The organism is Acidovorax sp. SUPP950, assembly GCF_030158935.1.
GTDB lineage: Bacteria > Pseudomonadota > Gammaproteobacteria > Burkholderiales > Burkholderiaceae_C > Paracidovorax.
In genome coordinates this window covers 248,916-275,486 of the sequence record NZ_BQXE01000004.1, presented here as the reverse complement: position 1 = coordinate 275,486, position 26,571 = coordinate 248,916, and the positions used below count along the sequence as shown (strand labels likewise).

At 68.7% G+C, this 26,571-nt stretch carries 24 protein-coding genes and 2 riboswitches; of the genes, 14 read left to right on the top strand and 10 right to left on the bottom strand.

Going from position 1 to position 26,571, the window contains the following annotated elements:
- Window positions 1-157: 157 nt before the first annotated feature.
- The 3 genes from AVME950_RS18200 to AVME950_RS18190 all read right to left on the bottom strand — a co-directional run bounded on the left by AVME950_RS18200 (window position 158) and on the right by AVME950_RS18190 (window position 2,741).
- The gene (locus AVME950_RS18200; RefSeq protein ID WP_284430888.1) at window positions 158-877 is read right to left on the bottom strand and encodes an autoinducer binding domain-containing protein; all 720 of its coding nucleotides are present in this window, start codon (window positions 875-877) and stop codon (window positions 158-160) included.
- Window positions 878-1,030: 153 nt separating this feature from the next.
- Window positions 1,031-1,948: a DMT family transporter gene (locus tag AVME950_RS18195; protein ID WP_284430887.1), complete on the bottom strand. Its 918-nt coding sequence runs from the start codon at window positions 1,946-1,948 to the stop codon at window positions 1,031-1,033.
- Window positions 1,949-1,958: 10 nt separating this feature from the next.
- Window positions 1,959-2,741 (bottom strand): SDR family oxidoreductase, encoded by a 783-nt coding sequence (locus AVME950_RS18190; RefSeq protein WP_272563733.1) that lies wholly within the window; start codon window positions 2,739-2,741, stop codon window positions 1,959-1,961.
- A gap of 139 nt (window positions 2,742-2,880) precedes the next feature.
- Here AVME950_RS18190 and AVME950_RS18185 point away from each other — a divergent pair, with 139 nt between their 5' ends.
- A complete protein-coding gene (locus tag AVME950_RS18185) occupies window positions 2,881-4,587 on the top strand; it encodes an electron transfer flavoprotein-ubiquinone oxidoreductase (protein WP_284430886.1) in 1,707 nt (568 codons plus the stop codon).
- A 192-nt stretch (window positions 4,588-4,779) separates the two neighbouring features.
- Window positions 4,780-5,382 carry a lipocalin family protein gene (locus tag AVME950_RS18180; RefSeq protein ID WP_284430885.1) on the top strand — a complete coding sequence of 201 codons (603 nt, stop codon included), beginning with the start codon at window positions 4,780-4,782 and terminating at the stop codon, window positions 5,380-5,382.
- Window positions 5,383-5,518: 136 nt separating this feature from the next.
- Here the strand turns inward: AVME950_RS18180 and AVME950_RS18175 are convergent, their stop codons facing one another.
- Entirely contained in the window at window positions 5,519-5,977 is a 459-nt protein-coding gene (locus tag AVME950_RS18175; protein ID WP_272563736.1) for an Lrp/AsnC family transcriptional regulator, read from the bottom strand.
- Window positions 5,978-6,257: 280 nt separating this feature from the next.
- Window positions 6,258-6,345, top strand: a riboswitch (glycine riboswitch).
- Window positions 6,346-6,368: 23 nt separating this feature from the next.
- Window positions 6,369-6,482, top strand: a riboswitch (glycine riboswitch).
- Window positions 6,483-6,529: 47 nt separating this feature from the next.
- Here AVME950_RS18175 and gcvT point away from each other — a divergent pair.
- The 10 genes from gcvT (at window position 6,530) to AVME950_RS18125 (ending at window position 19,133) form a co-directional block, all read left to right on the top strand.
- Window positions 6,530-7,663 (top strand): glycine cleavage system aminomethyltransferase GcvT, encoded by a 1,134-nt coding sequence (gene gcvT / locus AVME950_RS18170; RefSeq protein ID WP_284430884.1) that lies wholly within the window; start codon window positions 6,530-6,532, stop codon window positions 7,661-7,663.
- A gap of 80 nt (window positions 7,664-7,743) precedes the next feature.
- Window positions 7,744-8,118, top strand: a complete 375-nt coding sequence (gene gcvH / locus AVME950_RS18165) for a glycine cleavage system protein GcvH (RefSeq protein ID WP_284426881.1) — start codon at window positions 7,744-7,746, stop codon at window positions 8,116-8,118.
- 43 nt (window positions 8,119-8,161) lie between these two features.
- Complete coding sequence (gene gcvP, locus AVME950_RS18160; RefSeq protein WP_284430883.1) at window positions 8,162-11,050, top strand: aminomethyl-transferring glycine dehydrogenase; 2,889 nt, start codon at window positions 8,162-8,164, stop codon at window positions 11,048-11,050.
- Window positions 11,051-11,224: 174 nt separating this feature from the next.
- Window positions 11,225-11,572 carry an FKBP-type peptidyl-prolyl cis-trans isomerase gene (locus AVME950_RS18155; protein WP_442867280.1) on the top strand — a complete coding sequence of 116 codons (348 nt, stop codon included), beginning with the start codon at window positions 11,225-11,227 and terminating at the stop codon, window positions 11,570-11,572.
- Window positions 11,573-11,594: 22 nt separating this feature from the next.
- Window positions 11,595-12,614: a MerR family transcriptional regulator gene (locus tag AVME950_RS18150; RefSeq protein WP_284430882.1), complete on the top strand. Its 1,020-nt coding sequence runs from the start codon at window positions 11,595-11,597 to the stop codon at window positions 12,612-12,614.
- Window positions 12,615-12,694: 80 nt separating this feature from the next.
- Window positions 12,695-14,056 carry an MFS transporter gene (locus AVME950_RS18145; protein ID WP_284430881.1) on the top strand — a complete coding sequence of 454 codons (1,362 nt, stop codon included), beginning with the start codon at window positions 12,695-12,697 and terminating at the stop codon, window positions 14,054-14,056.
- 194 nt (window positions 14,057-14,250) lie between these two features.
- Window positions 14,251-16,446 (top strand): PAS domain-containing hybrid sensor histidine kinase/response regulator, encoded by a 2,196-nt coding sequence (locus tag AVME950_RS18140; RefSeq protein WP_284430880.1) that lies wholly within the window; start codon window positions 14,251-14,253, stop codon window positions 16,444-16,446.
- Window positions 16,430-17,131, top strand: a complete 702-nt coding sequence (locus tag AVME950_RS18135) for an RluA family pseudouridine synthase (RefSeq protein WP_284430879.1) — start codon at window positions 16,430-16,432, stop codon at window positions 17,129-17,131. Before AVME950_RS18140 ends, AVME950_RS18135 begins: the two co-directional genes overlap by 17 nt.
- Window positions 17,132-17,264: 133 nt before the next feature.
- A complete protein-coding gene (locus tag AVME950_RS18130) occupies window positions 17,265-18,023 on the top strand; it encodes an SDR family NAD(P)-dependent oxidoreductase (protein ID WP_284430878.1) in 759 nt (252 codons plus the stop codon).
- 126 nt (window positions 18,024-18,149) lie between these two features.
- Entirely contained in the window at window positions 18,150-19,133 is a 984-nt protein-coding gene (locus AVME950_RS18125) for a Bug family tripartite tricarboxylate transporter substrate binding protein (protein ID WP_284430877.1), read from the top strand.
- 125 nt (window positions 19,134-19,258) lie between these two features.
- On the opposite strand, the gene AVME950_RS18120 is transcribed toward AVME950_RS18125, so the two are convergent.
- Both AVME950_RS18120 and AVME950_RS18115 read right to left on the bottom strand, forming a co-directional pair.
- Window positions 19,259-19,696 carry a universal stress protein gene (locus tag AVME950_RS18120; RefSeq protein ID WP_272552433.1) on the bottom strand — a complete coding sequence of 146 codons (438 nt, stop codon included), beginning with the start codon at window positions 19,694-19,696 and terminating at the stop codon, window positions 19,259-19,261.
- 135 nt (window positions 19,697-19,831) lie between these two features.
- Window positions 19,832-20,581, bottom strand: coding sequence for a 2OG-Fe dioxygenase family protein (locus tag AVME950_RS18115; RefSeq protein ID WP_284426889.1), 750 nt, complete (start codon window positions 20,579-20,581; stop codon window positions 19,832-19,834).
- A 120-nt stretch (window positions 20,582-20,701) separates the two neighbouring features.
- Here AVME950_RS18115 and AVME950_RS18110 point away from each other — a divergent pair, with 120 nt between their 5' ends.
- Window positions 20,702-21,085 carry a PilZ domain-containing protein gene (locus AVME950_RS18110; RefSeq protein ID WP_284400318.1) on the top strand — a complete coding sequence of 128 codons (384 nt, stop codon included), beginning with the start codon at window positions 20,702-20,704 and terminating at the stop codon, window positions 21,083-21,085.
- Between the two features lie 15 nt (window positions 21,086-21,100).
- On the opposite strand, the gene AVME950_RS18105 is transcribed toward AVME950_RS18110, so the two are convergent.
- The gene (locus AVME950_RS18105; RefSeq protein ID WP_284430876.1) at window positions 21,101-22,804 is read right to left on the bottom strand and encodes a long-chain fatty acid--CoA ligase; all 1,704 of its coding nucleotides are present in this window, start codon (window positions 22,802-22,804) and stop codon (window positions 21,101-21,103) included.
- 349 nt (window positions 22,805-23,153) lie between these two features.
- Between AVME950_RS18105 and AVME950_RS18100 the strand changes: the two genes are divergently transcribed.
- Window positions 23,154-24,161: a D-2-hydroxyacid dehydrogenase family protein gene (locus tag AVME950_RS18100; protein ID WP_284412378.1), complete on the top strand. Its 1,008-nt coding sequence runs from the start codon at window positions 23,154-23,156 to the stop codon at window positions 24,159-24,161.
- Between the two features lie 133 nt (window positions 24,162-24,294).
- Here the strand turns inward: AVME950_RS18100 and AVME950_RS18095 are convergent, their stop codons facing one another.
- From AVME950_RS18095 to AVME950_RS18085, 3 genes are all read right to left on the bottom strand, one after another.
- Entirely contained in the window at window positions 24,295-25,425 is a 1,131-nt protein-coding gene (locus AVME950_RS18095) for a branched-chain amino acid ABC transporter substrate-binding protein (protein WP_272563750.1), read from the bottom strand.
- 160 nt (window positions 25,426-25,585) lie between these two features.
- Window positions 25,586-26,122, bottom strand: coding sequence for a hypothetical protein (locus tag AVME950_RS18090; RefSeq protein WP_284430875.1), 537 nt, complete (start codon window positions 26,120-26,122; stop codon window positions 25,586-25,588).
- Window positions 26,122-26,556, bottom strand: a complete 435-nt coding sequence (locus tag AVME950_RS18085) for a DNA polymerase III subunit chi (protein ID WP_284430874.1) — start codon at window positions 26,554-26,556, stop codon at window positions 26,122-26,124. Before AVME950_RS18085 ends, AVME950_RS18090 begins: the two co-directional genes overlap by 1 nt.
- Window positions 26,557-26,571 lie beyond the last annotated feature (15 nt).

The following is a 26,571-nucleotide window of genomic DNA, read 5'->3' as shown; positions in this document are numbered from 1 at the left end:
GGGCCCCTCACAACCCTTTGGATGGAGTGCCGTCAATGCCGGAAAGCGCGCGGACGGGCGCTATTAAAAAAATAGCAATCCACGAATAAAAATATCCCGCCGGTCGCTTTTTATTACATATCCGAAGCGCTTTCCGGGGTCTTTCGGTTAATTGCGGTCAGTCGAGCCAGCCCAGCAACGCCGCCTTGACCGCGGCCGCCGTCTTGTTGGGCGTCTGCAGTTTGGCAGTGGCGTTCTTGAGGTGAAACCGCACCGTGTTTTCGGACACGTCCAGAATCTGCGCAATATCCGCCATGGTTTTCCCATCCGCCGTCCATTTGAGGGCTTCCAGTTCGCGCGGGGTCAGGAAAGCCTTCTGGCGGGTGCCGTGCAAGGCTTTCATGGCACGGCCCATGGCCTCGTACGAGGCGCTTGCAAGGAACGACATGCGGGGCTCGTTCGCCTTGAGTTCCTCCTCTGCCAGGGGGACACGGGAGCGCACCAGGGTCAGAACGCCGCGCAGGCTGCCCGCGCTCTGGTTGGCCTGCGACCAGCCGACCTTCAGCCCATGGGACTGCGCTTCACGCCACAACTCGGGCGCCGAGGCGAAAAGCTCGTCGCTCCAGACCACGGGGCGCTCGGATTTGCGGCAATGGGCCACGGTGGGGTCGATATGGTGGTATTCGGCGACGGAATATCGCCTTTGCCACGCTTCCGGAAAATCGTCCACCTGGACCACCTGCGGGCGGGAGATGGGGACGGGAATGTAGAGGGTATACGCGCATCGCTCGAAACCCAATTCCGTCGCCGCGGACTTGATTTTGCTGAAGATTCTGTTCTTGCACGTCTCATTGGAGAAACATTCAGAAACCTTGTGCTGCCACGACTGCACTGCCATCACCACCCCCTTTTTGATTAACTATTTATTAATCAGTCTACCCAGCAATGTTTTGGGAGTGCTCTCTTTCGCCATGCCGATTGGGATGCGCAATATGAAAACCGCGCATAACCCCACCCGATTCCAAGGACGCGCGGGGGGGCCGAACAGGGCTCAGCGGTGGGCCTGGATGGTCGCCAGAATGCCCAGGGTGAACATGGCGCATGCCGCCCATTGGGCAGGCGCCGGCCAGTGGCCGTCCCAGGCGAAGGAATAGAAGAGAGCGAACAGGGTCTCGCTCACGATCAGCTGGCCGCACAGGCTGGCGGACAGGCGCTGGCTGGCCACATTCCAGAGGATGGTGGCCAGCCAGGTCGCGCCCAGCCCGATCGCAAGGCAGACCAGCACAAAGGCGCCGAAACCTGGCTGCGCCGCCAGTTCTGCCAGAGGCGTGCCCTTCACCCCCCACAACAGCCATCCCCCCAGGCCCGTGGCCACGCCCAGCCAGTTGGCCCATTGGGTTGCGCCCACCTCCGGGTGGCGCTGCACCCAGGCCGAATTGAGGATGGCGAACGCCGTCCAGAAGACCAGCGCCACCAGCACGATGCCGATGCCGCGCCACCAGTACGCCCCGCCACCCGCAGCCGGCGATCCGCCCTCCCCGTGCGGCGCGAACGCCATCAGCGCCAGGCCCGCCAGGGTCAGGGCCAGCCCCGGCACCAGGGCCGCCCAGCGCAGCCCCTTCGGCTTGCCCAGCAGCATGACCCACACCGGGATGGTGCCGATGATGAGGGCCGGCACCTCCACCCCCGCATCGCGGATCGCCAGCACCAGCAGCAGGTAGTAGCCAGTGAATCCCAGCACGCTCAGGCCCAGGGCGGCCCCGGCCTGGCGGGCGGTGGGCCAGCGCACCGCCCGGCGCGTGCCGGGGCGCAGGCCCCACAGCAGCATGCCCACAGCCATGGCGCCGTAGGCCACGAAACGGCCAGCGGTGAGGTCCACCGACGCGAACCCGGCCGCCATGCGCGGCGCGACGAACACCAGCCCCCAGAGCGCGCCCGCGGCGAGCCCTGCCAGGATTCCAGTCAGCATCGGCCGGCGGTCAGACCGCGAAACCGTCGTCGGCGGCGATCACCGCGCCGTTCACGAAGTGGCTCTGGTCGCTGGCCAGCATCACGATGAGCGCATCCAGGTCCTTGGGCTGCCCCACGCGCTTGCGCGGCAGCATGTCCAGGAGCTTGCGGCCCTGCTCGGTCTGCCAGTGGTGGTGGTTGATCTCGGTGTCGATGTAGCCCGGGCACAGGGCGTTGACCGTGATGCCGAAGCGGCCCCATTCGAGCGCCATGGCACGCGTCATGTGCACCACGGCCGCCTTGCTCATGCAGTAGGCACCGATCTGCGGCAGCACCTTGAGGCCAGCCATCGAGGCGATGTTGATGATGCGCCCGCCGGTGAAGCTGCCCGGCGCCGCCCCGCGCGAGCGCGCCAGCATGCGCTTGCCGACCTCCTGCGCCACGAAGAAGGCGCCCTTCACGTTGGTGTCGAAGATGAAGTCGAAATCCTCGGGTTCCACGTCCTGCAGGCGCTGGGTGGTGGAGACGCCCGAGTTGTTGACCAGGATGTCGATGGAGCCCATCTCCGTCTCGGCGTGGGCCACGGCCGCCTTGATGGAGTCATGGTCGGTCACGTCCAGCTCGATCACATGGGCGTCGCCGCCCTCGCCTTCGATGCGCGCGCGCAGCTCCTTGAGCTTTTCCACGCGCCGGCTGGCCAGCACCACGCCGGCCCCTGCGGCGGCCAGCGTGCGGGCGAACTGCGCGCCGAGCCCGCTCGATGCCCCGGTCACGAAGGCGACGCGCCCTTCCAAATCGATGCTGTAAGCCATGGGATGTCTCTCTTGTCAGAAAATAGAACGATCGTTCGATTGTCGGTTTTCCGTGAATACAATCTGTCCGACCGACGGACTGCGCGCAGGCCAGTCGCCCGCGGCGGATCACCCATTATCAAACCACCACGAGACACCCATGACCCCAGAAGAAATCCTCGCCCAACACGGCCCCCGCGAAGCCATGGAGTACGACGTGGTGGTCGTCGGCGGCGGCCCCGGCGGCCTGGCCACCGCCATCCGGCTCAAGCAGCTCGCCACCGAAAAAGGCCAGGACATCTCGGTCGTGGTGCTGGAAAAGGGCTCCGAGACCGGCGCGCACATCCTGTCGGGCGCCATCATGGACCCGAAGGCGCTGACCGAGCTGATCCCCAACTGGAAGGAACTGGGCGCGCCGCTCAACCAGCCCGTCACCGACGACGCCATGATCTTCCTGGGCGAAAAGTCGTCCTGGCGCACTCCCAATTTTCTGCTGCCGCAGTGCTTTCAGAACCACGGCAACTACATCGTGAGCCTGGGCAACGTGGTGCGCTGGCTCACCACCCAGGCCGAAAACCTGGGCGTGGAGATCTTCCCCGGCTTTCCGGCCGCCGAAGTGCTCTACAACGAAGACGGCTCGGTCAAGGGCGTGGCCACCGGCAACCTGGGCGTGAGCAAGGAAGGCGAGCCCACCGCCGACTTCCAGCTGGGCATGGAACTGCACGCCAAGTACACGATCTTCGCCGAGGGGGCTCGAGGCCACCTGGGCCGCCAGCTCATCAGCCGCTTCAAGCTGGACCAGGGACGCGACCCGCAGGCCTACGGCATCGGCGTGAAGGAACTGTGGGAAATCGACCCCAAGCGCCACCAGCCCGGCTTCGTCATGCACACGGCCGGCTGGCCCATGGACAGCGACACTTACGGCGGCGCGTTCCTCTACCACGCCGAGGACAACAAGGTCACGCTGGGCTTCATCACCGGGCTGGACTACTCCAACCCCTACCTGAGCCCGTTCGAGGAATTCCAGCGCTGGAAGACGCACCCCAACATCCGCTACTACCTGGAAGGCGACGAGGCCAAGGGCATCAAGCCGGCCAAGCGCATCGGTTACGGCGCACGCGCCATCACGGCCGGCGGCCTGCTGTCGCTGCCCAAGACGGTGTTCCCGGGCGGAGCGCTGGTGGGCTGCGAGGCGGGCTATCTCAACGTGAGCCGCATCAAGGGCAGCCACGCGGCCATCAAGACCGGCATGCTGGCGGCCGAAGCGGCCTACGACGCGGTGCAGGCGGGGCGCCAGCACGACGAACTCACGGCCTACCCCGAGGCGTTCGAAAAGAGCTGGCTCTACGCCGAGCTGAACAAGGCGCGCAACTTCAAGGCGTGGTTCAAGAAGGGCCTGGCCACCGCCACGCTGATGAACGGCATCGAGCAGTTCGTGCTCAAGGGCAACATTCCCTGGACGCTGCACCGCGACAAGCCCGACCACGCCTACCTGAAGCCCGCCGCCGAGTGCAAGCCCATCGTGTACCCCAAGCCCGACGGCAAGCTCACCTTCGACCGGCTGTCCAGCGTGTTCATCAGCAACACCAACCATGCCGAGAACCAGCCGGCACACCTGACGCTCAAGGACCCGAGCGTGCCGGTCAATATCAACCTCGCCAAGTACGCCGGCCCCGAGGCGCGCTACTGCCCCGCCGCCGTGTACGAGTTCGTGCCCGACGAGGCCAAGGGGGGCGATGCCCAGCGGCTGCAGATCAACGCGCAGAACTGCGTGCACTGCAAGACCTGCGACATCAAGGATCCGACGCAGAACATCGTCTGGGTCACGCCGGAAGGGGGCGGCGGCCCGAACTACTCCGGCATGTGATGCCTCCCCCCCCTCGCCAGGGCGACCCGAAGGGCCTGCGTTGCAGGCCCTTTTTTGTGGCGATTCCGACGGCCTTTGCAGGAACGCGCCTACAGGACCCTCCTGACCTGCGGGCGAGACTGTCTGGCCTTTCAGCGCCGCGCACTGCAGCGCAGTATCAAGAACCACCACGCCATCGAAGCAGGAGACCCCATGGCCCGTTCCCCCGCCCCACGCTACCGCACCCACCGTCGCCCGCTCTGGCCCCTGGCCTTGGGCGCAGCCGCCGTGGGGGCAGCGCTGGCATTCTCGGCCAGCGCATCCGTGCGGGCCCCGCGGGGCATCGAGGTGGTGGAGGATTTCAACGTGGACCGCTATGCCGGGCACTGGTACGAGCTGGCCCGCATCGACCACCGTTTCGAAAAGGGCCTGGTCCAGACCAGCGCCCACTACAGCCGGGGCCCGGACGGATCGGTGCAGGTGCTCAACCGCGGGTTCGATCCGGCCCGCAAGCGCTGGCGCGAATCGCGCGGCCGGGCGGTGTTCATCGGCCGCCCCGACCAGGCATCGCTCAAGGTGTCGTTCTTCGGCCCCTTCTACGGCGGCTACCACGTGGTGGCGCTGGATGAGGACTACCGCTGGGCCATGGTCGTGGGCGCGAGCCTCGACTACCTGTGGATCCTGTCGCGCACCCCCACCCTGCCCCGCGGCGTGCGCCCCCGCCTGCTGGCCCAGGCACGCGCGATGGGCGTGGACATGGACCGCATCGTCTGGGTGCCGCAGGACGAGGACGGTGCCGTGCGCATCGCAGCCTGACGCGGCAGGGCGCCAACGTCGCACCCCGTTGCTCCCGAATTAATAGCATCCAAGGCAATCAGATCTAGGGCAATCGGCACTTTTCAGCACAAGCCGATTGCCTTGGCCCGTCCGAGTCCCCCCGGCACCTCCACGGTCACTGCGCGAACAACGGTAGGTCGGCCCGCTTGAGCGTGCGCAGCACGAAGCTCGACCGGCTGTGGCGAATGCCCTTGATCTTGTAGAGCTTCTCGCGCAGCAGCCGCTCGTAATCGCGCGTGTCCTTCACCACCACGCGCAGCAGGTAGTCGTAATCGCCCGACACCAGGTGCGCCTCGATGACCTCGGGAATGCTGGCCAGGGTTTCGCCGAACTTCTCCAGCGTGTTGTCCGAATGGCTGTCGAGCGTGACCTGAACCAGCACCGTGTCGTTCAGATCGAGCGCCTTGGGATTGAGGCGCACGGTGTAGCCCTCTATCACGCCCGCCTCCTCCATCTTCTTGATGCGGCCCCAGCAGGGCGACGGGCTCAGGCCCACGGCGTTGCCGATCTCCTGCAGGCTGGCGCGGGCGTCGGCCTGCAGGACGGAGAGGATTTTTCTGTCGAGGCGGTCCATGCACTGCATTGTTCTCCCAATTCACATATTTCAGAAGAATTTTCTGCAAATCTGGCATTTTTGAAGAAATTCAGAAAATCCATCCAGTGCCCGCACCGCATACTTCATCCATCAAGGCGCCCTTACCGGGGCGCACGAAACAGGCAGGGCCCCGGCGGATTACCGTTCGCCGGGGCGCTTGGCTTTCGAAAGCATGGCCTTCTGGATACACGGCAAGCCCCCGCGCACACCGCGGTCGGATCGCCCGGCGCGCACCGGCGCTGCAGTTAGAATCCGCCCGGTCAGGAGAGAGCGCCGCCCCGTCACCGGGATTGCTGGCGCCGCCGAAGGCGCAGGGTGACCCCGAACGCTCAGGCAAAAGGACTGGCAAAACGCCCGCAGGGATGCGGGCGTTCCCCTTGCTGGAGAGAGGTCCGCCGCGTGCGCGGGCCCACCGAAGGAGCAAGCCCCGCGCCGCCTTGGCACGTGGGTGAATCTCTCAGGTAAAGCGGACAGCGGGGCAAAGGCGTGGCCATGGGGCCGCGTTCCCATTTGCCCTTGCTGGAGATTGCCATGTCCGCCGCCGACGCCGCCCTGCTCACCACCCCGCTGAATGCCCTGCACCTCGAACTCGGGGCCCGCATGGTGCCGTTCGCCGGCTATTCCATGCCCGTGCAGTACTCTGCCGGCCTGATGGCGGAGCATCTGCACACGCGCCAGGCCGCCGGCCTGTTCGACGTGTCGCACATGGGCCAGTTGCGCCTGGTGGGCAGCGATGCCGCGGCCGCCTTCGAATCCCTCATTCCCGTGGACGTGATCGACCTGCCCGTGGGCAAGCAGCGCTACGGCCTGCTGCTGAACGACGAGGGCGGCATCATCGACGACCTGATGTTCATCAAGCAGGGCGAGGGCGACATCTTCGTGATCGTGAACGGCGCCTGCAAGGCCGGCGACATCGCCCACATCCAGGCCCGCATCGGCCAGCGCTGCGAGGTCGTCCCCATGCCCGACCATGCGCTGCTGGCGCTGCAGGGCCCGCAGGCCGTCGCGGCGCTGTCGCGGCTGGCACCCGGCATCGAGCAACTCGTCTTCATGACCGGCGGGCGCTACGAGATCGCGGGCTGCGAGGCCTTCGTCACCCGCAGCGGGTACACCGGCGAGGACGGGTTCGAGATCTCGGTGCCCGCATCGCAGGCCGAGGCGCTGGCACGCGCCCTGCTCGCACAGCCCGAGGTGAAGCCGATCGGCCTGGGCGCGCGCAACTCGCTGCGCCTGGAAGCGGGCCTGTGCCTGTACGGCAACGACATCGACACCACCACCACGCCCCCCGAAGCCGGCCTGAACTGGGCCATCCAGAAGGTGCGCCGCACGGGCGGTGCGCGGGCCGGCGGCTTTCCCGGCGCGGCCAAGGTGCTGGCGCAGATCGACGACCCGGCCACCCTGGCGCGCAAGCGCGTGGGCCTCACGGCGCTGGAGCGCGTGCCCGTGCGCGAACACACCCCGCTGCAAAGCGCCGAGGGCGAGGCCCTCGGCGAGGTCACCAGCGGCCTGCTGGGCCCGAGCGTGAACCAGCCCATCGCCATGGCCTACGTGCCCCCGGCGCTGGCCGCCATCGGCACCCGCGTGCAGGCCATCGTGCGCGGCAAGCCGGTGCCCATGCAGGTGTGCGCGATGCCTTTCGTGGCGCCCCGCTACTACCGCGGCTGAAACGGGCAGCCGGGGCCGCCGCCAAGGCGGCAGCCACCGCTACATTCCAGATTCCTTTTCTTCATTTTTCAGGAGCCCCCATGACCGTTCAATACTCCCGCGATCACGAGTGGATCGACGCCGCCGATGCCAACGCCGCCGTGGTCGGCATCACCGTCCATGCCCAGGATGCCCTGGGCGACGTGGTGTTCGTGGACCTGCCCGAAGTCGGCAAGACCTTCTCGCAGGGCGAAGTGGCCGGCGTGGTCGAGTCCGTCAAGGCCGCCGCCGATGTGTACATGCCCGTCTCGGGCGAGGTGGTGGAAGTGAACGAGGCGCTGCGCGCCGACCCCTCGCTCGCCAACTCCGATCCCTTGAACGCCGGCTGGTTCTTCAAGGTCAAGCTGTCCGAGCCGGCCCAGTTGTCCGGCCTGATGGACGAAACGGCCTACACCGATTTCGCCAAGAACGCCTGAGCCTTTTCCTTCCCCTTTCTTTTTCCGTCCACGGTCCTCTTCCATGCTGATGCAATCCGCCCTGCCGCTTGGCGCGCTTGAAAACGCCACCGAGTTCCTGCCCCGCCACATCGGCATCGACGGGGCGGACGAACAGCACATGCTCTCCGCCATCGGCGAGGCCTCGCGCCGCGCGCTGGTGGACGGCATCGTGCCGCGCTCCATCGCACGCAGCCGGGCCATGGACCTGCCGCCCGCCACGACGGAAGCCGCGGCACTGGCCGAACTGAAGGCCATCGCCGCACAGAACCAGGTGCTGCGCAGCTTCATCGGCCAGGGCTACCACGGCACGCACACGCCCGGCGTCATCCTGCGCAACATCCTGGAGAACCCCGCCTGGTACACGGCCTACACGCCGTACCAGGCCGAGATCTCGCAGGGCCGCATGGAGGCGCTGGTCAACTTCCAGACCATGGTGTGCGACCTCACGGCCATGCCCATCGCCAACGCCTCCATGCTGGACGAGGCCACCGCGGCGGCCGAGGCCATGACGCTGGCCAAGCGCTCGGTCAAATCGAAAAGCACGCGCTTCATCGTGGCCGGCGACGCGCACCCGCAGACCATCGAGGTGATCCAGACGCGCGCCGCGCCGCTGGGCATCGAGGTGGTGCTGGCCAATTCGCTGGCCGAGTGGAATGACGCGCTGGACGGCGACTACTTCGCCGTGCTGGCGCAGTACCCCGCCACCAGCGGCCGCATCGACGACCTGGCGGCCGATGCCGCCAAGGCGCATGCCAAGGGCGCGGCCTTCATCGCCGCGGCCGACCTGCTGGCCCTCACCCTCATCACGCCGCCCGGCGAATGGGGTGCGGACATCGTGGTGGGCACCACGCAGCGCTTCGGCATGCCCATGGGCGCGGGCGGCCCGCACGCCGCCTTCATGGCCTGCCGCGACGAGTACAAGCGCTCCCTGCCCGGCCGCCTGGTCGGCGTGAGCGTGGACGTGCACGGCAAGCCCGCCTACCGCCTGGCGCTGCAGACGCGCGAGCAGCACATCCGCCGCGAAAAGGCCACCTCCAACATCTGCACGGCCCAGGTGCTGCCCGCCGTGGTGGCCAGCATGTACGCCGTCTACCACGGGCCCCAGGGCCTGATGCGCATCGCCCAGCGCGTGGCCGCCTACACCGCCATCCTGGCCAAGGGGCTGGAGCAACTGGGTGCGCCGCTGCGCCTGCAGGCCGCCTTCGACACGCTGTCGCTGCACACCGAAGGGGCGACGCAAGCCATCGCGGCCCGCGCCGTCTCGCTGGGCGCCAACCTGCGCGTCTACTTCGAGAACTACCTGTGCATCTCGCTGGACGAGACCACCACGCGTGCCGACATCGAGCTGCTGTGGAAGGTGTTCGCACAGGACGGCCAGGCGCTGCCCACCTTCGCCGCCTTCGAAAAGGGCGTGGAGCCGCTGATTCCCACGGGGCTGCGCCGCACCAGCGCCTTCCTCATGCACCCGGTGTTCAACACCCACCATTCCGAGACCGGCATGCTGCGCTACATCCGCCAGCTGTCCGACAAGGACCTGGCGCTGGACCGCAGCATGATCCCGCTGGGCAGCTGCACCATGAAGCTGAACGCGACCAGCGAGATGATCCCCATCACCTGGCCCGAATTCGCGAATGTGCACCCCTTCGCCCCGGCCGACCAGCAGCGGGGCTACCGCCTGCTCGACGAGCAACTGCGCGCCTGGCTGTGCGAGGCCACGGGGTACGCCGGCATCAGCCTGCAGCCCAACGCGGGCTCGCAGGGCGAGTACGCCGGCCTGCTGGCCATCAAGGCCTACCACGCGGCCCAGGGCGAGGGCCACCGCAACATCTGCCTGATCCCCAGCAGCGCGCACGGCACCAACCCCGCCAGCGCCCAGATGGTGGGCATGCAGGTCGTGGTGACGGCCTGCGATGCCAACGGCAACGTGGACCTGGCCGACCTGCGCGCCAAGTGCGAGCAGCACAGCGCGCACCTGGCCTGCGTGATGATCACCTACCCCAGCACGCACGGCGTGTTCGAGACGCAGGTGAAGGAACTGTGCGCGCTGGTGCACCAGCACGGCGGGCGCGTGTACGTGGACGGCGCCAACATGAACGCCCTGGTGGGCGTGGCCGCCCCCGGCGAGTTCGGCGGCGACGTGAGCCATCTCAACCTGCACAAGACCTTCTGCATTCCCCACGGCGGCGGCGGCCCCGGCGTGGGCCCGGTGTGCGTGGTCGAAGACCTGGTGCCCTACCTGCCGGGCCATGCATCGGCCGGCGTGGCTGGGGGTGTGGGAGCCGTCAGTGCTGCCCCGCTGGGCAATGCCGCCGTGCTGCCGATCAGCTGGATGTACATCCGCATGATGGGCGCCGAAGGCCTGCAGGCCGCGACCGAGACGGCCATCCTGTCGGCCAACTACATCAGCGCGCGCCTGAAGGACCACTACCCCACGCTGTACGCGAGCGCCAACGGCCACGTGGCCCACGAGTGCATCCTGGATCTGCGGGGCCTGAAGGAAACCAGCGGCGTGATGGCCGAGGACGTGGCCAAGCGACTGATCGACTACGGCTTCCATGCGCCCACGCTGTCGTTCCCGGTGCCCAACACGCTGATGGTGGAGCCCACCGAGAGCGAAACGCTGTCCGAGCTGGACCGCTTCATCGACGCGATGATCGCCATCCGCGAGGAGATCCGCCAGATCGAATCCGGCGCCTGGCCGCAGGACGACAACCCGCTCAAGCACGCGCCCCACACGGCCGAAAGCCTGCTCGCCCCGGAATGGACGCGGCCCTACACCCGCGAGACCGCGGCCTTTCCGGTGGACGCCTTGCGCCGCAGCAAGTACTGGTCGCCGGTCGGCCGCGTGGACAACGTCTGGGGCGACCGCAATCTGTCGTGCAGCTGCATTCCGGTGAGCGACTACGCGTGACGGAGAGGGGTGAGCCGGCCGCGCCACGGGCCCGGCCGGCCTGGCCCTCCAACATGGGGTTACAGGGCCGCGGGCAGACTCTTTAAGATCGCGGGCTACCTTTTTTCAGGAGATGCTTTCGTGCGAAATTCCTTGTGCGCCCTGCTTGCCGGGCTTGTGATCGTTCCCGCCGCCATGGCGCAGACCGCCCCCGTCACCCTGCCCAGCGGGCTGGTGTACGAGTCGCTGAAAGAAGGCACCGGCACCTCGCCCAAGGCCACGGATACCGTCAAGGTGCACTACAAGGGCACGCTGCCGGACGGCAAGGAGTTCGACAGCTCCTACAAGCGCGGCGAACCCACCGAGTTTCCGCTCAACCGCGTCATTCCCTGCTGGACCGAGGGCGTGCAGCGCATGAAGCCGGGCGGCAAGGCCAAGCTGACCTGCCCGCCGGCCATCGCCTACGGCGAGCGCGGCGCGGGCGGCGTCATTCCCCCCAACGCCACGCTGAACTTCGAAATCGAACTGATCTCGGTCCGCTGACCCGTCCGAGGCCCCGCCATCCATGCTGCTCCAGGTCGGCGAGCTGGCCCGGCGCACCGGCCTCACGGTGCGCACGCTGCACCATTACGACGAGGTGGGTTTGCTCAAGCCCTCGGGCCGGTCCGAGGCGGGTTACCGCCTCTACAGCCCGTCCGACGTGCAGCGGCTGCACGGCATCCAGACGCTGCGCCAGATGGGCCTGCCACTCAGCGACATCGCGGCCCTGCTGGCGGGCGACGGCATGGCGCCCGAGCAGATCATCGGCCAGCAGATCCGCGCGCTGGACCAGCAGATCGCGCAGGCCGCCGAGCTGCGCGGCCGCCTGTCGCTGCTGCGCGACGGGCTGGAGGCCGGCGCCGAGCCCGACATGGGCGACTGGCTGCAGGCGCTGGCGCTCATGGCCACCTACGGCAAGTACTTCAGCGCGGCCGAGCTCAAGCACATCTTCTCCCATTGGCACCGCATCGAAGCGGACTGGCTGGTCGTCAGGGACCGGGTGCGCCAGGCCATGGACGAGGGCCTGCCGATCGATGCGCCCGCGGTCCAGGCGCTGGCCTACCGATGGATGGCGCTGATGCTGCACTGGATGGACGGCGACATGGACCTGCTGGAACGCTGGGGCCACATGTTCCGCACCGAGCCCAGCACCCAGGGCCGCAACCATGCGCCGCCGGGCGACATGATCCGGTACATCGAAGGCGCCATCCAGTTGCGCATGGACCTGCTGCTGCGCTACCTGGACCGTGACGACCTGCGCCGGCTGGGCCAGGTACACCACACGCAATGGCAGCAGCTGGAACAGCAAGTGCAGCAGTTGCTGGACCAGGGCATTCCCCCGGGCCATCCCCAGGCGAGGGATGCCGCTGCGCACTGGGACACCCTGTTCGCCACCCTTTGCAGCAACGACGCCGGGTTGCGCGCCAAGCTGATGCGCGCATCGGCCAGCGAGCCCCTGCTGCGCGCCGGCTCCCCCTTGAGCGAGCCCGTGCGCAACTACCTGCACGCCGTGCCACGCCTGCCGGCAGCCGCGCCATCGCCCTGAAAAAAGGGTTGACCCTCACGCTACGTGAGGCTTCACAGTCGGCCCCCATCGCTGCCCCTGCGCAGCCAACGGACCGACCCATGACCCCTTCGCCCCACCACCCGCGCGCCGCATTGCTGCAGGACTCCAACTTCCGCTGGATGGTCAGCGGCACGGCCCTCACCCTGCTGGGCGACCAGTTCACGCTCATCGCCCTGCCCTGGCTCGTGCTGCAGATGACCGGCGACACGCTGGTACTCGGAACGGTGCTGGCCCTCATGAGCGTGCCGCGCGCGCTGTTCATCCTCATCGGCGGCGCCCTGGTGGACCGCCACTCGCCCAAGCAGGTGCTGATGCGCACCAAGTACGCCAACCTGGCCTTGCTGGGCCTGCTCAGCGGGCTGGTGCTGGCGGGTGCGCTCACGCTGTGGATGGTCTATGCCCTGTCGCTGGCCATCGGCCTGGCCACCGCCTTCAGCATCCCGGCCGGCACGGCCATGCTGCCGCACGTGGTGCCGCGCACACAGCTGCAGGCGGCCAACGGCATCAGCATGGGCATTCGCCAGCTCACGATGTTCCTGGGGCCATTGCTGGCCGGCCTGCTGATTGCCCTGTTCGGCGACGGCAGCCGTGTGGACGGCGCCGGCACCGGCGCCATGGCCAACGCGACGGGCATCGGCATTGCCTTCGGGCTCGATGCGCTCAGCTTCGGCGTGTCGGCCTGGACCCTGTCGAAGGTGCGGCTGCTGGCTGCAGCGCCGGCCCCCTCCGCCCGCACCGAGGGCTCCACCGCCTCCACGCCGCCGGCCGCGCCGGGCACGGCTTTACCGGCGGTGCTGGCTTCGGTGGCGCAGGGTCTGGCGCACTTCTGGCGCGACCGCGAATTGCGCACCTGCTTTCTCTACTGGAGCGCCGTGGCCATCCTCATCATGGGGCCGCTGCACATCGCCATGCCGGTGCTGGCGAGCAGCCTGCCCCACCTGGGCGCCGCCGCGTTCGGCACGCTGGTGGGTGCCCACGGTGCCGGCACGCTCGCGGGCATGGTGGCCTCGGGCATGCTGCCGCGCCTGCGCTGGGGCAGCCTGGGGATGACGCTGCTGGCATTCGACGCCACCATCGGCCTGCTCTTCATGCCCATGGGCGTGATCGGCGCCCTTTGGCAAGGGGTTGCGCTCATGCTGGCCATCGGCCTGCTGGGCGGCTTCATGCAGGTGCGCATCTTCACGTGGATCCAGCAGCGGGTGCCGCCGGCACTCATCGGCCGGGCGATGGCGCTGTTCATGTTCATCTTCATGGGGCTGGCGCCGATCTCCGCCGCCGTCACGGGCTGGGTCATGAAGGGCATCACGCTGGCCCAGCTGTTCGCGGCCTGCGGCGGCGCGCTGGTGGCGGTGGCAGCGCTGGCCTTCCTGCTCACGCCGCTGCGGCAGGTGAACGACGCCCCGGGCACCGTGCCGCGCTGAACCGCGGCGTGGCGGCCACCGGCCCGGTGAACGCTTGCCGATGGCCGGTGTAAGGGCTGCGCCGCACCGCCGCGCGAAAGGCACTTCCCGCAGCAGGCCACCGGCTGGCCGGCACCCAGGGGCGGGCGTACACTGAGCCCCTTCCGTGCGGCGCTGGCGCCGCTGCCGCTCTGCCTGCCGTCGCTGCTTCGCCCATGAGCCGTCCTGATCTTTCCCTGCTCCTGCCCCCGGGTTCGGAGAACCCGCCCGCGCCCGTTCCGCCCGAGCGCCGCGCGCCCGCGAGCCGTGCCGAGGGCCCCGTGGCCGCGCTGATCGGTGAATTGCGCGCCTACCAGGCCGAGCTGGAGGTGCAGAACAAGGTGCTGCGCTACAGCCAGGCCGCGGCGGAAAGCGCCTCGGAGCGCTTCGAGACGCTGTTCGCCAGCGTGCCGCTGTCGCTCATGGTGCTCGACGAGCACGACATCGTGGTGCAGGCCAACTCCATGGCGCACCGCTCCTTCCAGCCCACCGAGGCCGACCGCCCCGTCACCTCGCTCATGCCGTTCGTGAGCGCGGCCGACGCCGAACGCGTGCGCGAGGCCTTCGCGCAGGCGCGCGAACTCGGCCACAGCGAGGCGACCGAGGTGGTGTTTCCCGTGGGCTCGGGCGGCACCATCACCGGCGACCTGCACATCGCCCGCATCGAGGCGCCACAGGAAAGCGGCCCGCCGGTGCTGCAATTCCTGTGCGCCGTGATCGACCAGGGACCGCTGCTCACCGAGCGCCAGGCGCTGCAGCAAAGCGCCCAGGCCCTGCAGGAGCGCAATGCCCAGCTGCACGCCAGCGAGCGGCGACTGGAGGCGGTGATCAACTCCGCCCTCGATGCCATCCTGTGCGTGGACCAGAACCAGCGCATCACCGTCTTCAACCCCACGGCCGCCGCGCTGTTCCAGTGCGCCACGGCCGACGCCATGGGCAGCCGGCTCGACCGCTTCCTGCCCGATGCGGCGCAGGCGCTGGCGTTCGCGCAGCTCACCACGCAGGCCGTGCTGGGCGAGATGGTGGCCTGCACCGCCAGCGGCAAGGAGCTGGCGGTGGAGGTGAGCATGTCGTTCGAGCGCCATGCCGAGGGCGAGACCACCACCGTCTTCGCGCGCGACCTCACCGGCCGCAAAAAGGCCGAAGCCCACCGCAGCGAGCTGGAAGCGCAGCTGCGCGAGTCGCACAAGATGCAGGCCGTAGGCACCATGGCCGGTGGCATCGCCCACGACTTCAACAACATCCTGAGCGCCATCCTGGGCAACGTCGAGCTGGCCAAGGCCGACTGCGACGCCGCCTCGCCCGTGCTGGAGAGCCTGCGCGAGATCGACAAGGCCGGCCGCCGCGCGCGCGACCTGGTGCGCCAGATCCTCACCTTCAGCCGCAACGAACCGCCGCAGCGCACCGCCGTGAGCGTGCACGACGCCATGCACGACACCGAGCGGCTGCTGCGCGTGACCCTGCCGCCCGCCATCGAGCTGCGCATGCGCCTGGATGCGGGGCTGCCGCCCGTGCTGGCCGACGCCACCCAGGTCGAGCAGGCGCTGCTCAACCTGTGCACCAACGCCATCCATGCGATCGGCGAGGCGCGCGGCATCGTCAGCATGGAGGCCTCGGCCCTGGAGCCCGACCTGCGGCTGTGCGAGCGCCTGGGCCTGCCCCTGGGCGAGTACGTCGCGCTCACCGTGGTGGACAACGGCCCGGGCATCGACGCGGCCACGCAGCAGCGCATCTTCGAGCCCTTCTTCACCACCAAACCCGTGGGCCAGGGCACCGGCCTGGGCCTGGCCGTGGTGCACGGCGTGATGCGCACGCACGGCGGCGCGGTGGATGTGCACAGCGCTCCGGGCGAAGGCAGCCGCTTCACGCTGTACTTCCCCGTGGCGCCGGATTCGGCACCGAGCGCGCCGCCGCACGCCCCCCAGCCCGCCGCCCCGCCGCCCGTGCAGAGCGCGGACGAGCGCACGCGCCACGTGATGTACGTGGACGACGACGAGGCGCTGGTCTTCCTCGTGCGGCGCCTGCTGCGCCGCCGCGGCTACCAGGTGACCGGGTTCACCGATCCGCACGAAGCCACCGAGGCCCTGCGCGCCGACCCGCGCAACTACGACCTGCTGGTGACCGACTACAACATGCCCGGCTACTGCGGCGTGGACCTGGTGCGCGAGGCCAAGCGCATCCGTCCCGACCTGCCGGTGGCCCTGGCCTCGGGCCACGTCACCGCGGAGATCGAACAATCGGCCCTGGCCGAAGGCGCGAGCGCCCTCATCCACAAGCCCAACGACGTGGAAGAGCTTTGCGCCACCGTGCACCAGCTGGTGCATGGCACGGCCAAGGGCCCCGATGACCCGGCCGATGGCGGACGCCACTGAGGTGGTGCCAGGCGCCGGGAAAGCCGCACCGCCGCCCGATTGCCTGTACGCCGACGACGACCTGCTGGTGCTGGCCAAGCCCTCGGGCCTGCTGTGCGTGCCGGGGCGCGGCCCCGACAAGCAGGACTGCCTGAGCGCCCGTGCGCTGCAGCACTGGCCGGACGCCCTGGTGGTGCACCGGCTGGACCAGGCGACCTCCGGCATCGTGCTCATGGCGCGGCACGCGACGGCCCAGCGCACGCTGGGCGACGCCTTCGCCGCACGGCAGGTGGACAAGCGCTACGAGGCCGTGGTGCAGGGCCCCGCGCCCGCGCCGTCCGCCGCCGATGGGAGCACCGACGGCTGGCAGGCGATCGACCTGCCGATCGCCGCCGACTGGGAGCGCCGCCCGCTGCGCGTGATCGACGCCGCACACGGCAAGCCGAGCCTGACCCACTGGCGCGTGATCGCCCACGACACCGCCGCCCACACCACCCGCGTCGAACTGCAGCCCGTGACCGGCCGCACCCACCAGCTGCGCGTGCACCTGGCGGCCATCGGCCACCCGATCCTGGGCGATGCGCTGTATGCGCCAGGGGCGGTGCAGGCCCGCGCGCCGCGCCTGCTGCTGCATGCGCGCCAGGTGGCGTTCACGCATCCGCGCACCGGGCAGCCCATGGCGTTTTCGTGCCCCACGCCCTTTTAGTGTTTCGGGCCACCAGCACAATCAACACCAGGGCATATTGCTATATTTTTAATAGCATGCTGAGCCGCGGAAACCGGTGCGCCCTCGAAGCCCCCGCCGGCCACGCCCGCAGTCCACGCAGTACCATCGCCGGATGCCAAAACACCTCACGATCTTGACCGGCGCCTCGCGCGGCATGGGCCTGGCGATGGCCCGCCAGCTGCTGCAGCCCGGCCACGCGCTGCTCACCCTGTCACGCAACGCCCATCCCGAGCTCGCCGCCGAAGCCGCACAGGCCGGCGCCACGCTCGAGCAGTGGGAGCAGGACCTGTCCCAGGGCCTGCACGCTGCGGCCCGCCTGCGCATCTGGCTGGCCAACGTGCCGGCCGGCGAGTACGCCAGCGCCACCCTCATCAACAACGCCGGCGTGGTGCCGCGCATCGCACCGCTCTCGGGCAGCGACCCGGCCGACCTGGCGCACGCGCTGCGCGTCGGGCTGGAGGCCCCGATGCAGCTGAGCGGCGCCTTCCTGGGCGCCACCGAGAACTGGCCGGTGCCGCGCAAGGTGCTGAACATCTCCTCGGGCCTGGGGCGCCGCGCGATGGCCTCGCAGGCCGCCTATTGCGCCGCCAAGGCGGGCATGGACCACTTCACCCGCTGCCTGGCGCTGGACGAGGCCGCCAAGCCGAACGGCGCCAAGGTGTGCTCGCTCGCGCCCGGCGTGATCGACACCGACATGCAGGCCCACTTGCGCGATGCGAGCGCCGCCGACTTCCCTGACGTGCAGAACTTCGCCAACCTCAAGGCGGGCGGCCAGCTCACCTCGCCCGCCGATGCGGCGGCGCGCGTGCTGGCCTGGCTGGAGCGTGCCGACTTCGGCGAAACGCCCGTGGCCGACGTGCGCGACGCCTGAGGGCCACCCCCGTGCAAACGCTATGCTTTCAATAGCAATATGCCTTAGATAATATTGCGCTGAAGGCCATTTTTGCCTTGCATCGACTGGCTTGAATTTCCCCCGCAAAAAATGGAGACACGACCGATGATCCGCAGCCTGCTTTCCTTCACCGCGCTCGCCCTGGCGCTGGGCGCCACCGCTCAGGCGCAGACGCCCCCTCCCGCCGCCACCTACCCCACCAAGCCAGTGCGCCTGATCGTGCCCTTCCCGCCCGGCGGCGGCACCGACATCCTCTCGCGCCTGGTGGCCACCAAGCTGACCGAGGTGACCAAGTGGACCGTGGTGCCCGACAACCGCGCGGGCGCCGGCGGCACCATCGGCATCACCGAGGCCGTGAAGGCCGCCCCCACCGGCTACGACCTGGTGATGGGCCAGAAGGACAACCTGGTCGTCGCGCCCTGGCTGTACAAGAACCTGCCCTGGGACCCGACCAAGGACCTGGTCGCCGTGGCCCACGTGGCCTACACGCCGGTGATCATCGCCACCGGCGCCAACTCCCGCTTCAAGACCCTGGCCGACGTGGTGGCCGCCGCCCGCGCCGAACCCGGCAAGATCACCTACGGCTCACCCGGCAACGGCACCACCATCCACCTGGCCGGCGATCTGTTCGAAAAGGCCGCAGGCATCAAGCTGAGCCACATCCCGTACAAGGGCTCCAACCCCGCACTGATGGACGCGCTGGCGGGCAATGTGGACCTGCTGGTGTCCTCGGTGCCCTCGGCGATGGGCCAGATCAAGTCGGGCAAGCTGCGCCCGCTGGCCGTCACCTCGGCCAAGCGCAGCTCGTCGCTGCCCGACGTGCCCACCGTGGCCGAGTCGGGCTACAAGGGCTTCGACGTGAGTTCGTGGTACGGCATCTTCGCGCCGGCCGGCACGCCCGCCAACGTGGTGACCACGGTGAACGCCGAGGTCAACAAGTTGCTGGCCTCGCCGGAGATGCAGGCCGCCATCCAGGCCCAGGGCGCCGAGCCCGAGTCGCTGTCGGCCGCGCAGTTCTCCATGCTGCTCAAGACCGACTACGCGAAGTGGAAGGGCATCGTGGAAGCCTCCGGCGCGAAGATCGAATAGGTGCGGCACGGGCCTTGTGCCCCCTGCTGCCTGCAAGCAACGCGCCCCATGCAAAACGGCTCCCGAGGGAGCCGTTTTGCTTTGAGGGCCGGGTCAACGCCGGCCCCCATGGCATCGACTGGCGATCAGTCGCGCACCACCAGCACGGGCACGTGCACCGCGCCCAGCACGCGCTGCGTCACGCTGCCCAGCACCAGCTTTTCCAGGCCGCGGCGGCCATGCGAGCCCATCACGATCAGGTCGGCCTGGCTGGTCTCCAGCGCACGCAGGATGCCGTCGTGCACCGCATGGCCCTCGCCCACCACCGCCGTCACCGGAACGCCGGCTTCCTGCATGGCCTTCTTGACGCCGTCCAGCGCCACGTTGGCCTCGGCCGTCGCAGCGCTCAGGTACTGCGACTGGCCATAGGCAAAGTCCGCGCCCACACCCGTGAACGGGTACGGGTCCACCACGTACACCGCGGTCACGGCCGCACCGAACGCCTTGGCCAGGCCGGCGGCCTTGGATACGGCGGTCATGGAGGTCGGCGAGCCGTCCACGGGAATCAGGATGTGCTTGAACATGGTTACTTCTCCTTCGGTTGATGGATCAGGCAGGGCCTGGGCCGGGGGGATCGCCTGCGCGATCCGTGCCCGCGTCAGGCCCCAGTGTCGCGGCGACCGGTTGGCCGGCCGTTGATCCGCATCAAGTCATGGCCTTCAGGCCGGCGCGTCCTGGAAGCCTCCGCGCCGGCAGGTCACGACCAGCGTGTCGCGGAACCCACCGTCGGCCAGCGGCTGGATGGGCGTGGTCTCGTGGATCATGCGCGCATCGTCCAGCAGCATCAGCGACCAGGGCTCGCTGAGCGTGAAGCGCTGCCCGCTGGGCCCGGACGCTTCGAATATACGCGTCTCGCCGCCCTTGACCCGCTCACGGCCGACGAGGAAAACCGCCACCAGGTCCACGCCGTCGCGGTGCGCGCCCTCGGGCGTGGGCCGGCCGATGCCGTCGGTGGTGTCGATGCGGAACTGGTGCGCCTCGACGAACCAGCGCTCGGGCTGCGTGGCCAGGGCCTGCTGCGACACGCGGGCCAGCGCGGCGATCAATTGCCGCCACGCCGGGCGCGCCACGGTGGTGTCCAGCATCGGCGCGAACATCCGCTGCATGCCGCCGTGCAGCGCGTTGTATTCCACCGGCTGCCAGTGCGCGCGGTGGGGCACCGCCTGCACGCTGTCGCCATCGGCGACGAAGCTCGCGTGGCGGCGGCGGCGGTACCGCCCGCCGTCCTTCAGGAACTCATCGGGCGGCAGGCCGCTCCAGTCGGCGTGCAGCGCCTGGAGCTCGCCCAGCGGGCAACCGATCCACGCCGCGGTGTCGGCAGGCCGCAGCACGGCATAGCCGGCGCTGCGCAGATGGCTTGCCACTTGGTCCGGTGGCAGGTACGGAGGGGAGAAGGTGATGTGCGCCATAGGCGGCCAAGCTTAACCCGGCCCGCCCCTGGAACCTGGCGCAAAAGTGCCAGCCATCCGCTGGCGGCATCACCACCGTGCAGTAGCATGGCGGGGCCTTCGCCATTCCAGGAATCCGCCATGCCCCATGAACGCCGCCACTACGTCCGTGTGGCTTTCGATGCACCCGCGCTGCTCACCACCGGCCTGGGCACGTTCGACGTGCAGGTGCTGGACCTGTCGCTGCAAGGCGCGCTGCTCGCCCTGGGTGCCGAGCCCGCGGCCGCCCAACTGCCCGCCGGCGCGCCGTGCCAGTTGGTGATCGCCTTGTCGGCCGACAACGACCACATCGCCATGACCGGCGACATCGTGCACATCGAAGGCCCGCATGCCGGCCTGCAGTGCCGCACGATGGACCTGGACAGCGTGACCCACCTGCGCCGCGTGATCGAGCTGCAGCTGGGCGATCCCGCCCTGCTGGAGCGGGACCTGGCGGAGCTCATTGCCGCGCACGCGGCCCAATAGGCGCGGCGCGGCCCATCAGGCGGCGGCAGGGCTGGCCAGCTCGGCCTCCTGCAAGGCCCGCCACATCACCTTGCCGCTGCCGCTCTTGGGCAGCGCGTCCACCAGTTGCACCACGCGGGGCACCTTGTACACGGCCATGTGGTCTCGGCACCAGGCGATGATGTCTTCGCCGGTCACCTGCCCGCGGTGCTCCTGGCGCAGCACCACCACGGCCTTGACCGTTTCGCCTCGGTAGCTGTCGCGCGCGGCGATGATGCAGGCCTCCTGGATCGCCGGGTGGCGGAACATGAGCGCCTCCACCTCGGCCGGCCAGACCTTGAAGCCGCTGGCGTTGATCATCCGCTTGAGCCGGTCGGTCAGGAAGAAATACCCCTCGTCGTCCACCCGCCCCAGATCGCCCGAGCGGAAGAACCGCTTGCCGTCCAGGTCGATGAAGGCCGAGGCCGTGGGCCCGGGCAGCTTCCAGTAGCCGCTGAAAACACCCGGGCCGTGGATCACGATCTCGCCCTGCTCGCCGGCGGGCAGCTCCTGCAGCGTGTCGGGGTCGATGATGCGGGCATCGGTGCTGATGAACGGAATGCCCAGGCACTGCTGCTTGGGGTGGTCCGGGGGGTTGGTGTGCGACGGCGCGGCGGTCTCGGTGAGGCCGTAGCCCTCGGTGTAGCGCAGGCCGTACTGCTCGAACAGCCGCTGCGCCACCGCCTGCGGCATGGCCGCGCCGCCGCCGCCGATGTACACCAGGCTGGACAGGTCGTACTGGCCGAAGTTCGGGCTGCCCATGAGGTCGATCACCATCGTGGGAATGTTGGTCCAGTTGCTCACGCGGTAGCGGGAGATGAGCCGCCCGGCCAGATCCCGGTCCCAGCGCGGCATGAGCACCAGGGTGGCCCCCACGTAGATACAGGAATGCATCACGCTGACCATGCCGGTGATGTGGAACATGGGCACGACGGCCAGCGTCACGCTCTCGGGCGTGGCGGTGCCCCACAGGCTGCTGGCCACGGCGTTGTGCATCAGGCTGCGGTGCGGGTGCATGCAGCCCTTGGGCAGGCCGGTGGTGCCGCTGGTGTAGGGCAGCACGGCCAGGTCTTCGGGCCCGACCGTGAGATCCGGGGCGGGCGCCGTGCAGGCCAGCGCATCCGTCCAGGCATGCACCTGGCCGCCGGCCAGGACCGGCAGCGGGTGGCGGGTGCAGAGCCAGTCGCGCCACGCCGGCGGAATCGCGTCGGCGCCGGCCTCCTCGGGCGAGAACGCATCGGTGAACTGCGCCACCACCAGGTGGGCCAGGCCCGCGCCCGGCGCCAGCGCATCGCTGGCCTGCACCAGCTCGGGGGCCAGGTCGGCCGTGGTGATGGCCACGCGTGCGTCGGGGTCGGTGATGTAGTGGGTGAGTTCCTGCGCCCGGTTCATCGGATTGACCGGCACGACGACCGCGTTGGCCCGCAGGATGGCGAAGTGCGCCAGCACCAGTTGCGGACAGTTCTGCGTGCACAGCAAGACGCGGTCGCCCTGCCGCACGCCCAGGGCATGCAGGTGCGCTGCCATCCGCTCGGCACCGTCGGCGAGCGCGCGGTAGGTCAGCGTGCGCCCGAAGAACACCAGTGCCGGCTTGTCCGGGTAGCGGCGGGCGCTGATCGCCAGGTTGTCCCAGAGGGAAGTGGCGGGCGGCGTGAGCGCGTGCGGCAGGCGGCGGGGCCAGAAGGCGTGGTGGGCAGGCATGGGCGATTCGGTTCCTTTCGCTTGCAGCCTAGTGACCTGCCCCGGGCCCGGCATCGGGGATGCCCCCTACGGCCCGTCGCGTGGGCGACCCGGTCTGCCCATGGCCCGCCGAGGTGCGGCAATGGTGCCAGGACGGAGACTTTTGTAACCGCGTGTCCCGCACCGGCGCTTTGAGCGGGCTTGCGCGGCGACGCGGCCGCGCGCATCAACGACAATGTGCGGCTGGGCCAAGCGCCCTGCCCCGCCGGCACCGCCCGGGCCCGGCAGGCCGCGCGGCACGATTCTTTCGATTTCTGCGGCAGGCCCCCCCACAGGCCCTGCCCCGCAGCTTGCGGGTTTTACGGACAACATGAACATTGTCATTCTCGACGACTACCAGGACGCAGTGCGCAAACTGCATTGCGCCGCACGCCTGGACCCCTACAACGCCAAGGTGTACACCAACACCGTCAAGGGGCTGGGCCAGCTTTCGGTGCGCCTGAAGGACGCGGACATCATCGTGCTGGTGCGCGAACGCACCCACATCTCGCGCCAGCTGGTCGAAAAGCTGCCGCGCCTCAAACTCATCGCGCAGACCGGCAAGATCGGCCCGCACGTGGACGTGGCGGCCTGCACCGAGCGCGGCATCGCGGTGGCCGAAGGCGTGGGATCGCCGGTGGCGCCGGCTGAACTGACCTGGGCGCTCATCATGGCCGCGATGCGCCGCCTGCCCCAGTACATCTCCAACCTCAAGCATGGCGCCTGGCAGCAGTCGGGCCTGCGCGCGGCATCGATGCCGCCCAACTTCGGTGTTGGCACCGTGCTGCGGGGCAAGACGCTGGGCCTGTGGGGCTATGGGCGCATCGGGCAGATCGTCGCCGGCTACGGCCGGGCCTTCGGCATGAATGTGCGGGTGTGGGGCCGCGAGGCCTCGCGCGCCCAGGCCCTGAGCGACGGGCTGCAGGTGGCGACCACGCGCGAGGAGTTCTTCGCCCAGTGCGACGTCATCTCGCTGCACCTGCGCCTGAACGACGAGACACGCGGAATCATCCGGCTGGAAGACCTGTCGTGCATGAAGCCCACCGCGCTGCTGGTGAACACCTCGCGCGCCGAACTGATCGAGGCCGATGCGCTCATCGCCGCCCTGAACCGCGGCCGCCCCGGCATGGCCGCCGTGGACGTGTTCGAGAGCGAGCCCATCCTGCAGGGCCATGCCCTGCTGCGGCTGGAGAACTGCATCTGCACGCCGCACATCGGGTACGTGGAGCAGGACAGCTACGAGCTGTACTTCGGGGCCGCTTTCGACAACGTCGTCAACTACATCCGGGGCACGCCCACCAACATCGTGAACCCGGGCGCGCTGCAGGTCCGGCGCTGAAGCGCCCATCCCCCGGCCACACCGGAATCGAGCGCGGCCCGTTTCAGCCGCACCATGAAAAAAGGCCTCCGAACCGGAGGCCTTTTGCTTGGCGTGGACCACCGGTCTTTCAACCGGCGGTGCCGCTGCGCGCTCAGTTCAGAGGCGTCTTCTTGCCGTCCTTGTACACGTACAGGGTGATGGCGGGGTTCTTCAGTTCGCCATTGGGTTCGAAGGCGATGTTGGCCGTCACGCCCTTGTAGTTGGACTTTTGCAGTTCAGGGATGTAGACCTTCGGATCCCACGAGTTGGCACGCTTCATGGCATCGACCAGCAGCATGGTGGCGTCGTAGGTGTAGGGGCTGTACACCTGGAACTGGTTGGGGTACTTGGCGTCGTACTTGGCGCGCCATGCGGTGCCGCCAGGCATCTTGGCCAGCGAAGCGCCGCCTTCGGCGCAGACCACGTTGTTCAGCGTCTTGGCGCCGGCGGCCAGCTTGGCCACTTCAGCGGTACAGATGCCGTCGCCACCGAAGTACTTCACGTTGCCCATGCCCAGCTGTTCCATCTGGCGCAGCATCGGGCCGGCCTGGGGGTCCATGCCGCCGTAGAACACCGCATCGGGGTTCTTGGACTTGATGGCCGTCAGAATGGCCATGAAGTCGGTGGCCTTGTCGGTCGTGAACTGCTCGTCCACCACCTTCATGCCCTTGGCGGCCGCCGTCTTCTTGAACACGTCGGCAACGCCCTGGCCGTAGGCCGTGCGGTCATCGACGATGGCCACGGTCTTGAGCTTCAGCGTGTCGGCCGCGTAGAACGCCAGGCCAGCGCCCAGGGCGTTGTCGTTGGCGATGATGCGGAACGTCGTCTTGTAGCCTGGCTTGGTCAGGTTGGGGTTGGTGGCGGCGCCGGTGACGTGGGGAATGCCGCAGTCGTTGTACACCTTGGAGGCAGGGATGGTCGTGCCGGAATTCAAATGGCCCACCACGCCAGCAACCTTTGCATCGCACAGCTTCTGTGCGGCGGCGGTGCCTTGCTTCGGATCTGCAGCATCGTCTTCCGCCTGCAGTTCGAACTTGATCTTCTTGCCGCCAATCGTGACGCCTTGGGCATTCAGTTCTTCAACTGCCATGCGGGCGCCGTTTTCGTTGTCCTTGCCGTAGTGGGCTTGTGGGCCGGAAACCGGTCCCACGTGACCGATCTTGACCACCTGCTCTTGTGCAGAGGCCGCGCCGGCAAAAGCCGCGATAGCGGCAACCACGGTCAGTTTCAACTTCAGTTGCATATGAATCTCCATTAAGGGGTGAGCGCTGAGAAATATTGTTGTGTCTCAACGCCGGAAACATATCGCAATTTATGGGCCAGATCACTAGGGAACACGATGACATGCGGCAGAAACCACAGGGGAATACCCTGTCACTGACCCAACGCACCCCCGAAGGAGGTCAAACGGAGGACGCTCCGGGGTGTCCAGCCAGCTCTTCGGCCACGGCTTCGTACACCGCATGGCGCACCACCGACTCCACTTCTTCGCGCAGCCGGGGCACCATGGAGCGGGTCTGCTCCATGACCACGGTGGCGATCGCCTCGCGCAGCCGCTGGTCCAGCACCACGTCGACGCGCTGCATGACACGGTGGATCACCACCTCTTCGATGTCCTTCAGCCCGGCAGCCGGCAGGGCCAAGTCCATGGGCGCGGGGGCCGGCAAAGGCGCGGGGGTGTGGGCCGCCGCCGGGGGAACGGGCGGCGTGGCAGACCGCGCCATGGCCGGCGCCATGACAGGCGACAGGACCGGCCGGGGCGGCAACCCGGCGACCACGGGAGGCTTGACGAACGACGGCGAAACCGCGGGCACTGCAGGGGCCGCCGCACCCGGCACCGCGGGGCTCGGCTGCCCCACGCCGGGTACGCCGTCCGAAAGCTGCACCACATCGGTGAGTGTGGGCACAAATCTGGGGGGCGCCTTGGGTGGTGAAGACATTAAGCGCCTTTCAGCACGAGGTCGTGCCGCACGATCTGGTAGCCGCGCGACGCATAGTGGCGCCACCGGTCGCGCGCACCGCTGCGGTCGGCCTCGTCGTGCGCGCTCACCACCTCCACCAGCTTGCCGAACCGCTCGAAGCCTTGGGGCACCGTACCGCCCAGGTTCAGCAGCACCTCGTGGTGCGGCGCCAGGCGCAGGTCCTGCGCCAGCAGCACGGGCGAGGCCTCGCGCAGGTCGTCACCGTCGCGCTCGTTGCAGTGGGCAACGAAATCCTGCGGAGCCATCGCCCAGAGCGCGCGGTCCAGGCCGTCAAGCGCGGACTCCGGCCCCGTGATGACCAGCCGGGCATCGCTGCGCAGCACCTTGCGCGCGAAGCGGCAGGCATAGGCCAGCTTGTCCGGCGCGTTGAAGTGGAAAGCGATTTCCGTCATGGCCAACCGGTGGGC

Coding starts and splice junctions, on each gene's coding strand:
- AVME950_RS18200 (WP_284430888.1), bottom strand. CDS start 877: ATGGCAGTGCAGTCGTGGCAGCACAAGGTTTCTGAATGTTTCTCCAAT.
- AVME950_RS18195 (WP_284430887.1), bottom strand. CDS start 1,948: ATGCTGACTGGAATCCTGGCAGGGCTCGCCGCGGGCGCGCTCTGGGGG.
- AVME950_RS18190 (WP_272563733.1), bottom strand. CDS start 2,741: ATGGCTTACAGCATCGATTTGGAAGGGCGCGTCGCCTTCGTGACCGGG.
- AVME950_RS18185 (WP_284430886.1), top strand. CDS start 2,881: ATGACCCCAGAAGAAATCCTCGCCCAACACGGCCCCCGCGAAGCCATG.
- AVME950_RS18180 (WP_284430885.1), top strand. CDS start 4,780: ATGGCCCGTTCCCCCGCCCCACGCTACCGCACCCACCGTCGCCCGCTC.
- AVME950_RS18175 (WP_272563736.1), bottom strand. CDS start 5,977: ATGGACCGCCTCGACAGAAAAATCCTCTCCGTCCTGCAGGCCGACGCC.
- gcvT (WP_284430884.1), top strand. CDS start 6,530: ATGTCCGCCGCCGACGCCGCCCTGCTCACCACCCCGCTGAATGCCCTG.
- gcvH (WP_284426881.1), top strand. CDS start 7,744: ATGACCGTTCAATACTCCCGCGATCACGAGTGGATCGACGCCGCCGAT.
- gcvP (WP_284430883.1), top strand. CDS start 8,162: ATGCTGATGCAATCCGCCCTGCCGCTTGGCGCGCTTGAAAACGCCACC.
- AVME950_RS18155 (WP_442867280.1), top strand. CDS start 11,225: ATGGCGCAGACCGCCCCCGTCACCCTGCCCAGCGGGCTGGTGTACGAG.
- AVME950_RS18150 (WP_284430882.1), top strand. CDS start 11,595: ATGCTGCTCCAGGTCGGCGAGCTGGCCCGGCGCACCGGCCTCACGGTG.
- AVME950_RS18145 (WP_284430881.1), top strand. CDS start 12,695: ATGACCCCTTCGCCCCACCACCCGCGCGCCGCATTGCTGCAGGACTCC.
- AVME950_RS18140 (WP_284430880.1), top strand. CDS start 14,251: ATGAGCCGTCCTGATCTTTCCCTGCTCCTGCCCCCGGGTTCGGAGAAC.
- AVME950_RS18135 (WP_284430879.1), top strand. CDS start 16,430: ATGGCGGACGCCACTGAGGTGGTGCCAGGCGCCGGGAAAGCCGCACCG.
- AVME950_RS18130 (WP_284430878.1), top strand. CDS start 17,265: ATGCCAAAACACCTCACGATCTTGACCGGCGCCTCGCGCGGCATGGGC.
- AVME950_RS18125 (WP_284430877.1), top strand. CDS start 18,150: ATGATCCGCAGCCTGCTTTCCTTCACCGCGCTCGCCCTGGCGCTGGGC.
- AVME950_RS18120 (WP_272552433.1), bottom strand. CDS start 19,696: ATGTTCAAGCACATCCTGATTCCCGTGGACGGCTCGCCGACCTCCATG.
- AVME950_RS18115 (WP_284426889.1), bottom strand. CDS start 20,581: ATGGCGCACATCACCTTCTCCCCTCCGTACCTGCCACCGGACCAAGTG.
- AVME950_RS18110 (WP_284400318.1), top strand. CDS start 20,702: ATGCCCCATGAACGCCGCCACTACGTCCGTGTGGCTTTCGATGCACCC.
- AVME950_RS18105 (WP_284430876.1), bottom strand. CDS start 22,804: ATGCCTGCCCACCACGCCTTCTGGCCCCGCCGCCTGCCGCACGCGCTC.
- AVME950_RS18100 (WP_284412378.1), top strand. CDS start 23,154: ATGAACATTGTCATTCTCGACGACTACCAGGACGCAGTGCGCAAACTG.
- AVME950_RS18095 (WP_272563750.1), bottom strand. CDS start 25,425: ATGCAACTGAAGTTGAAACTGACCGTGGTTGCCGCTATCGCGGCTTTT.
- AVME950_RS18090 (WP_284430875.1), bottom strand. CDS start 26,122: ATGTCTTCACCACCCAAGGCGCCCCCCAGATTTGTGCCCACACTCACC.
- AVME950_RS18085 (WP_284430874.1), bottom strand. CDS start 26,556: ATGACGGAAATCGCTTTCCACTTCAACGCGCCGGACAAGCTGGCCTAT.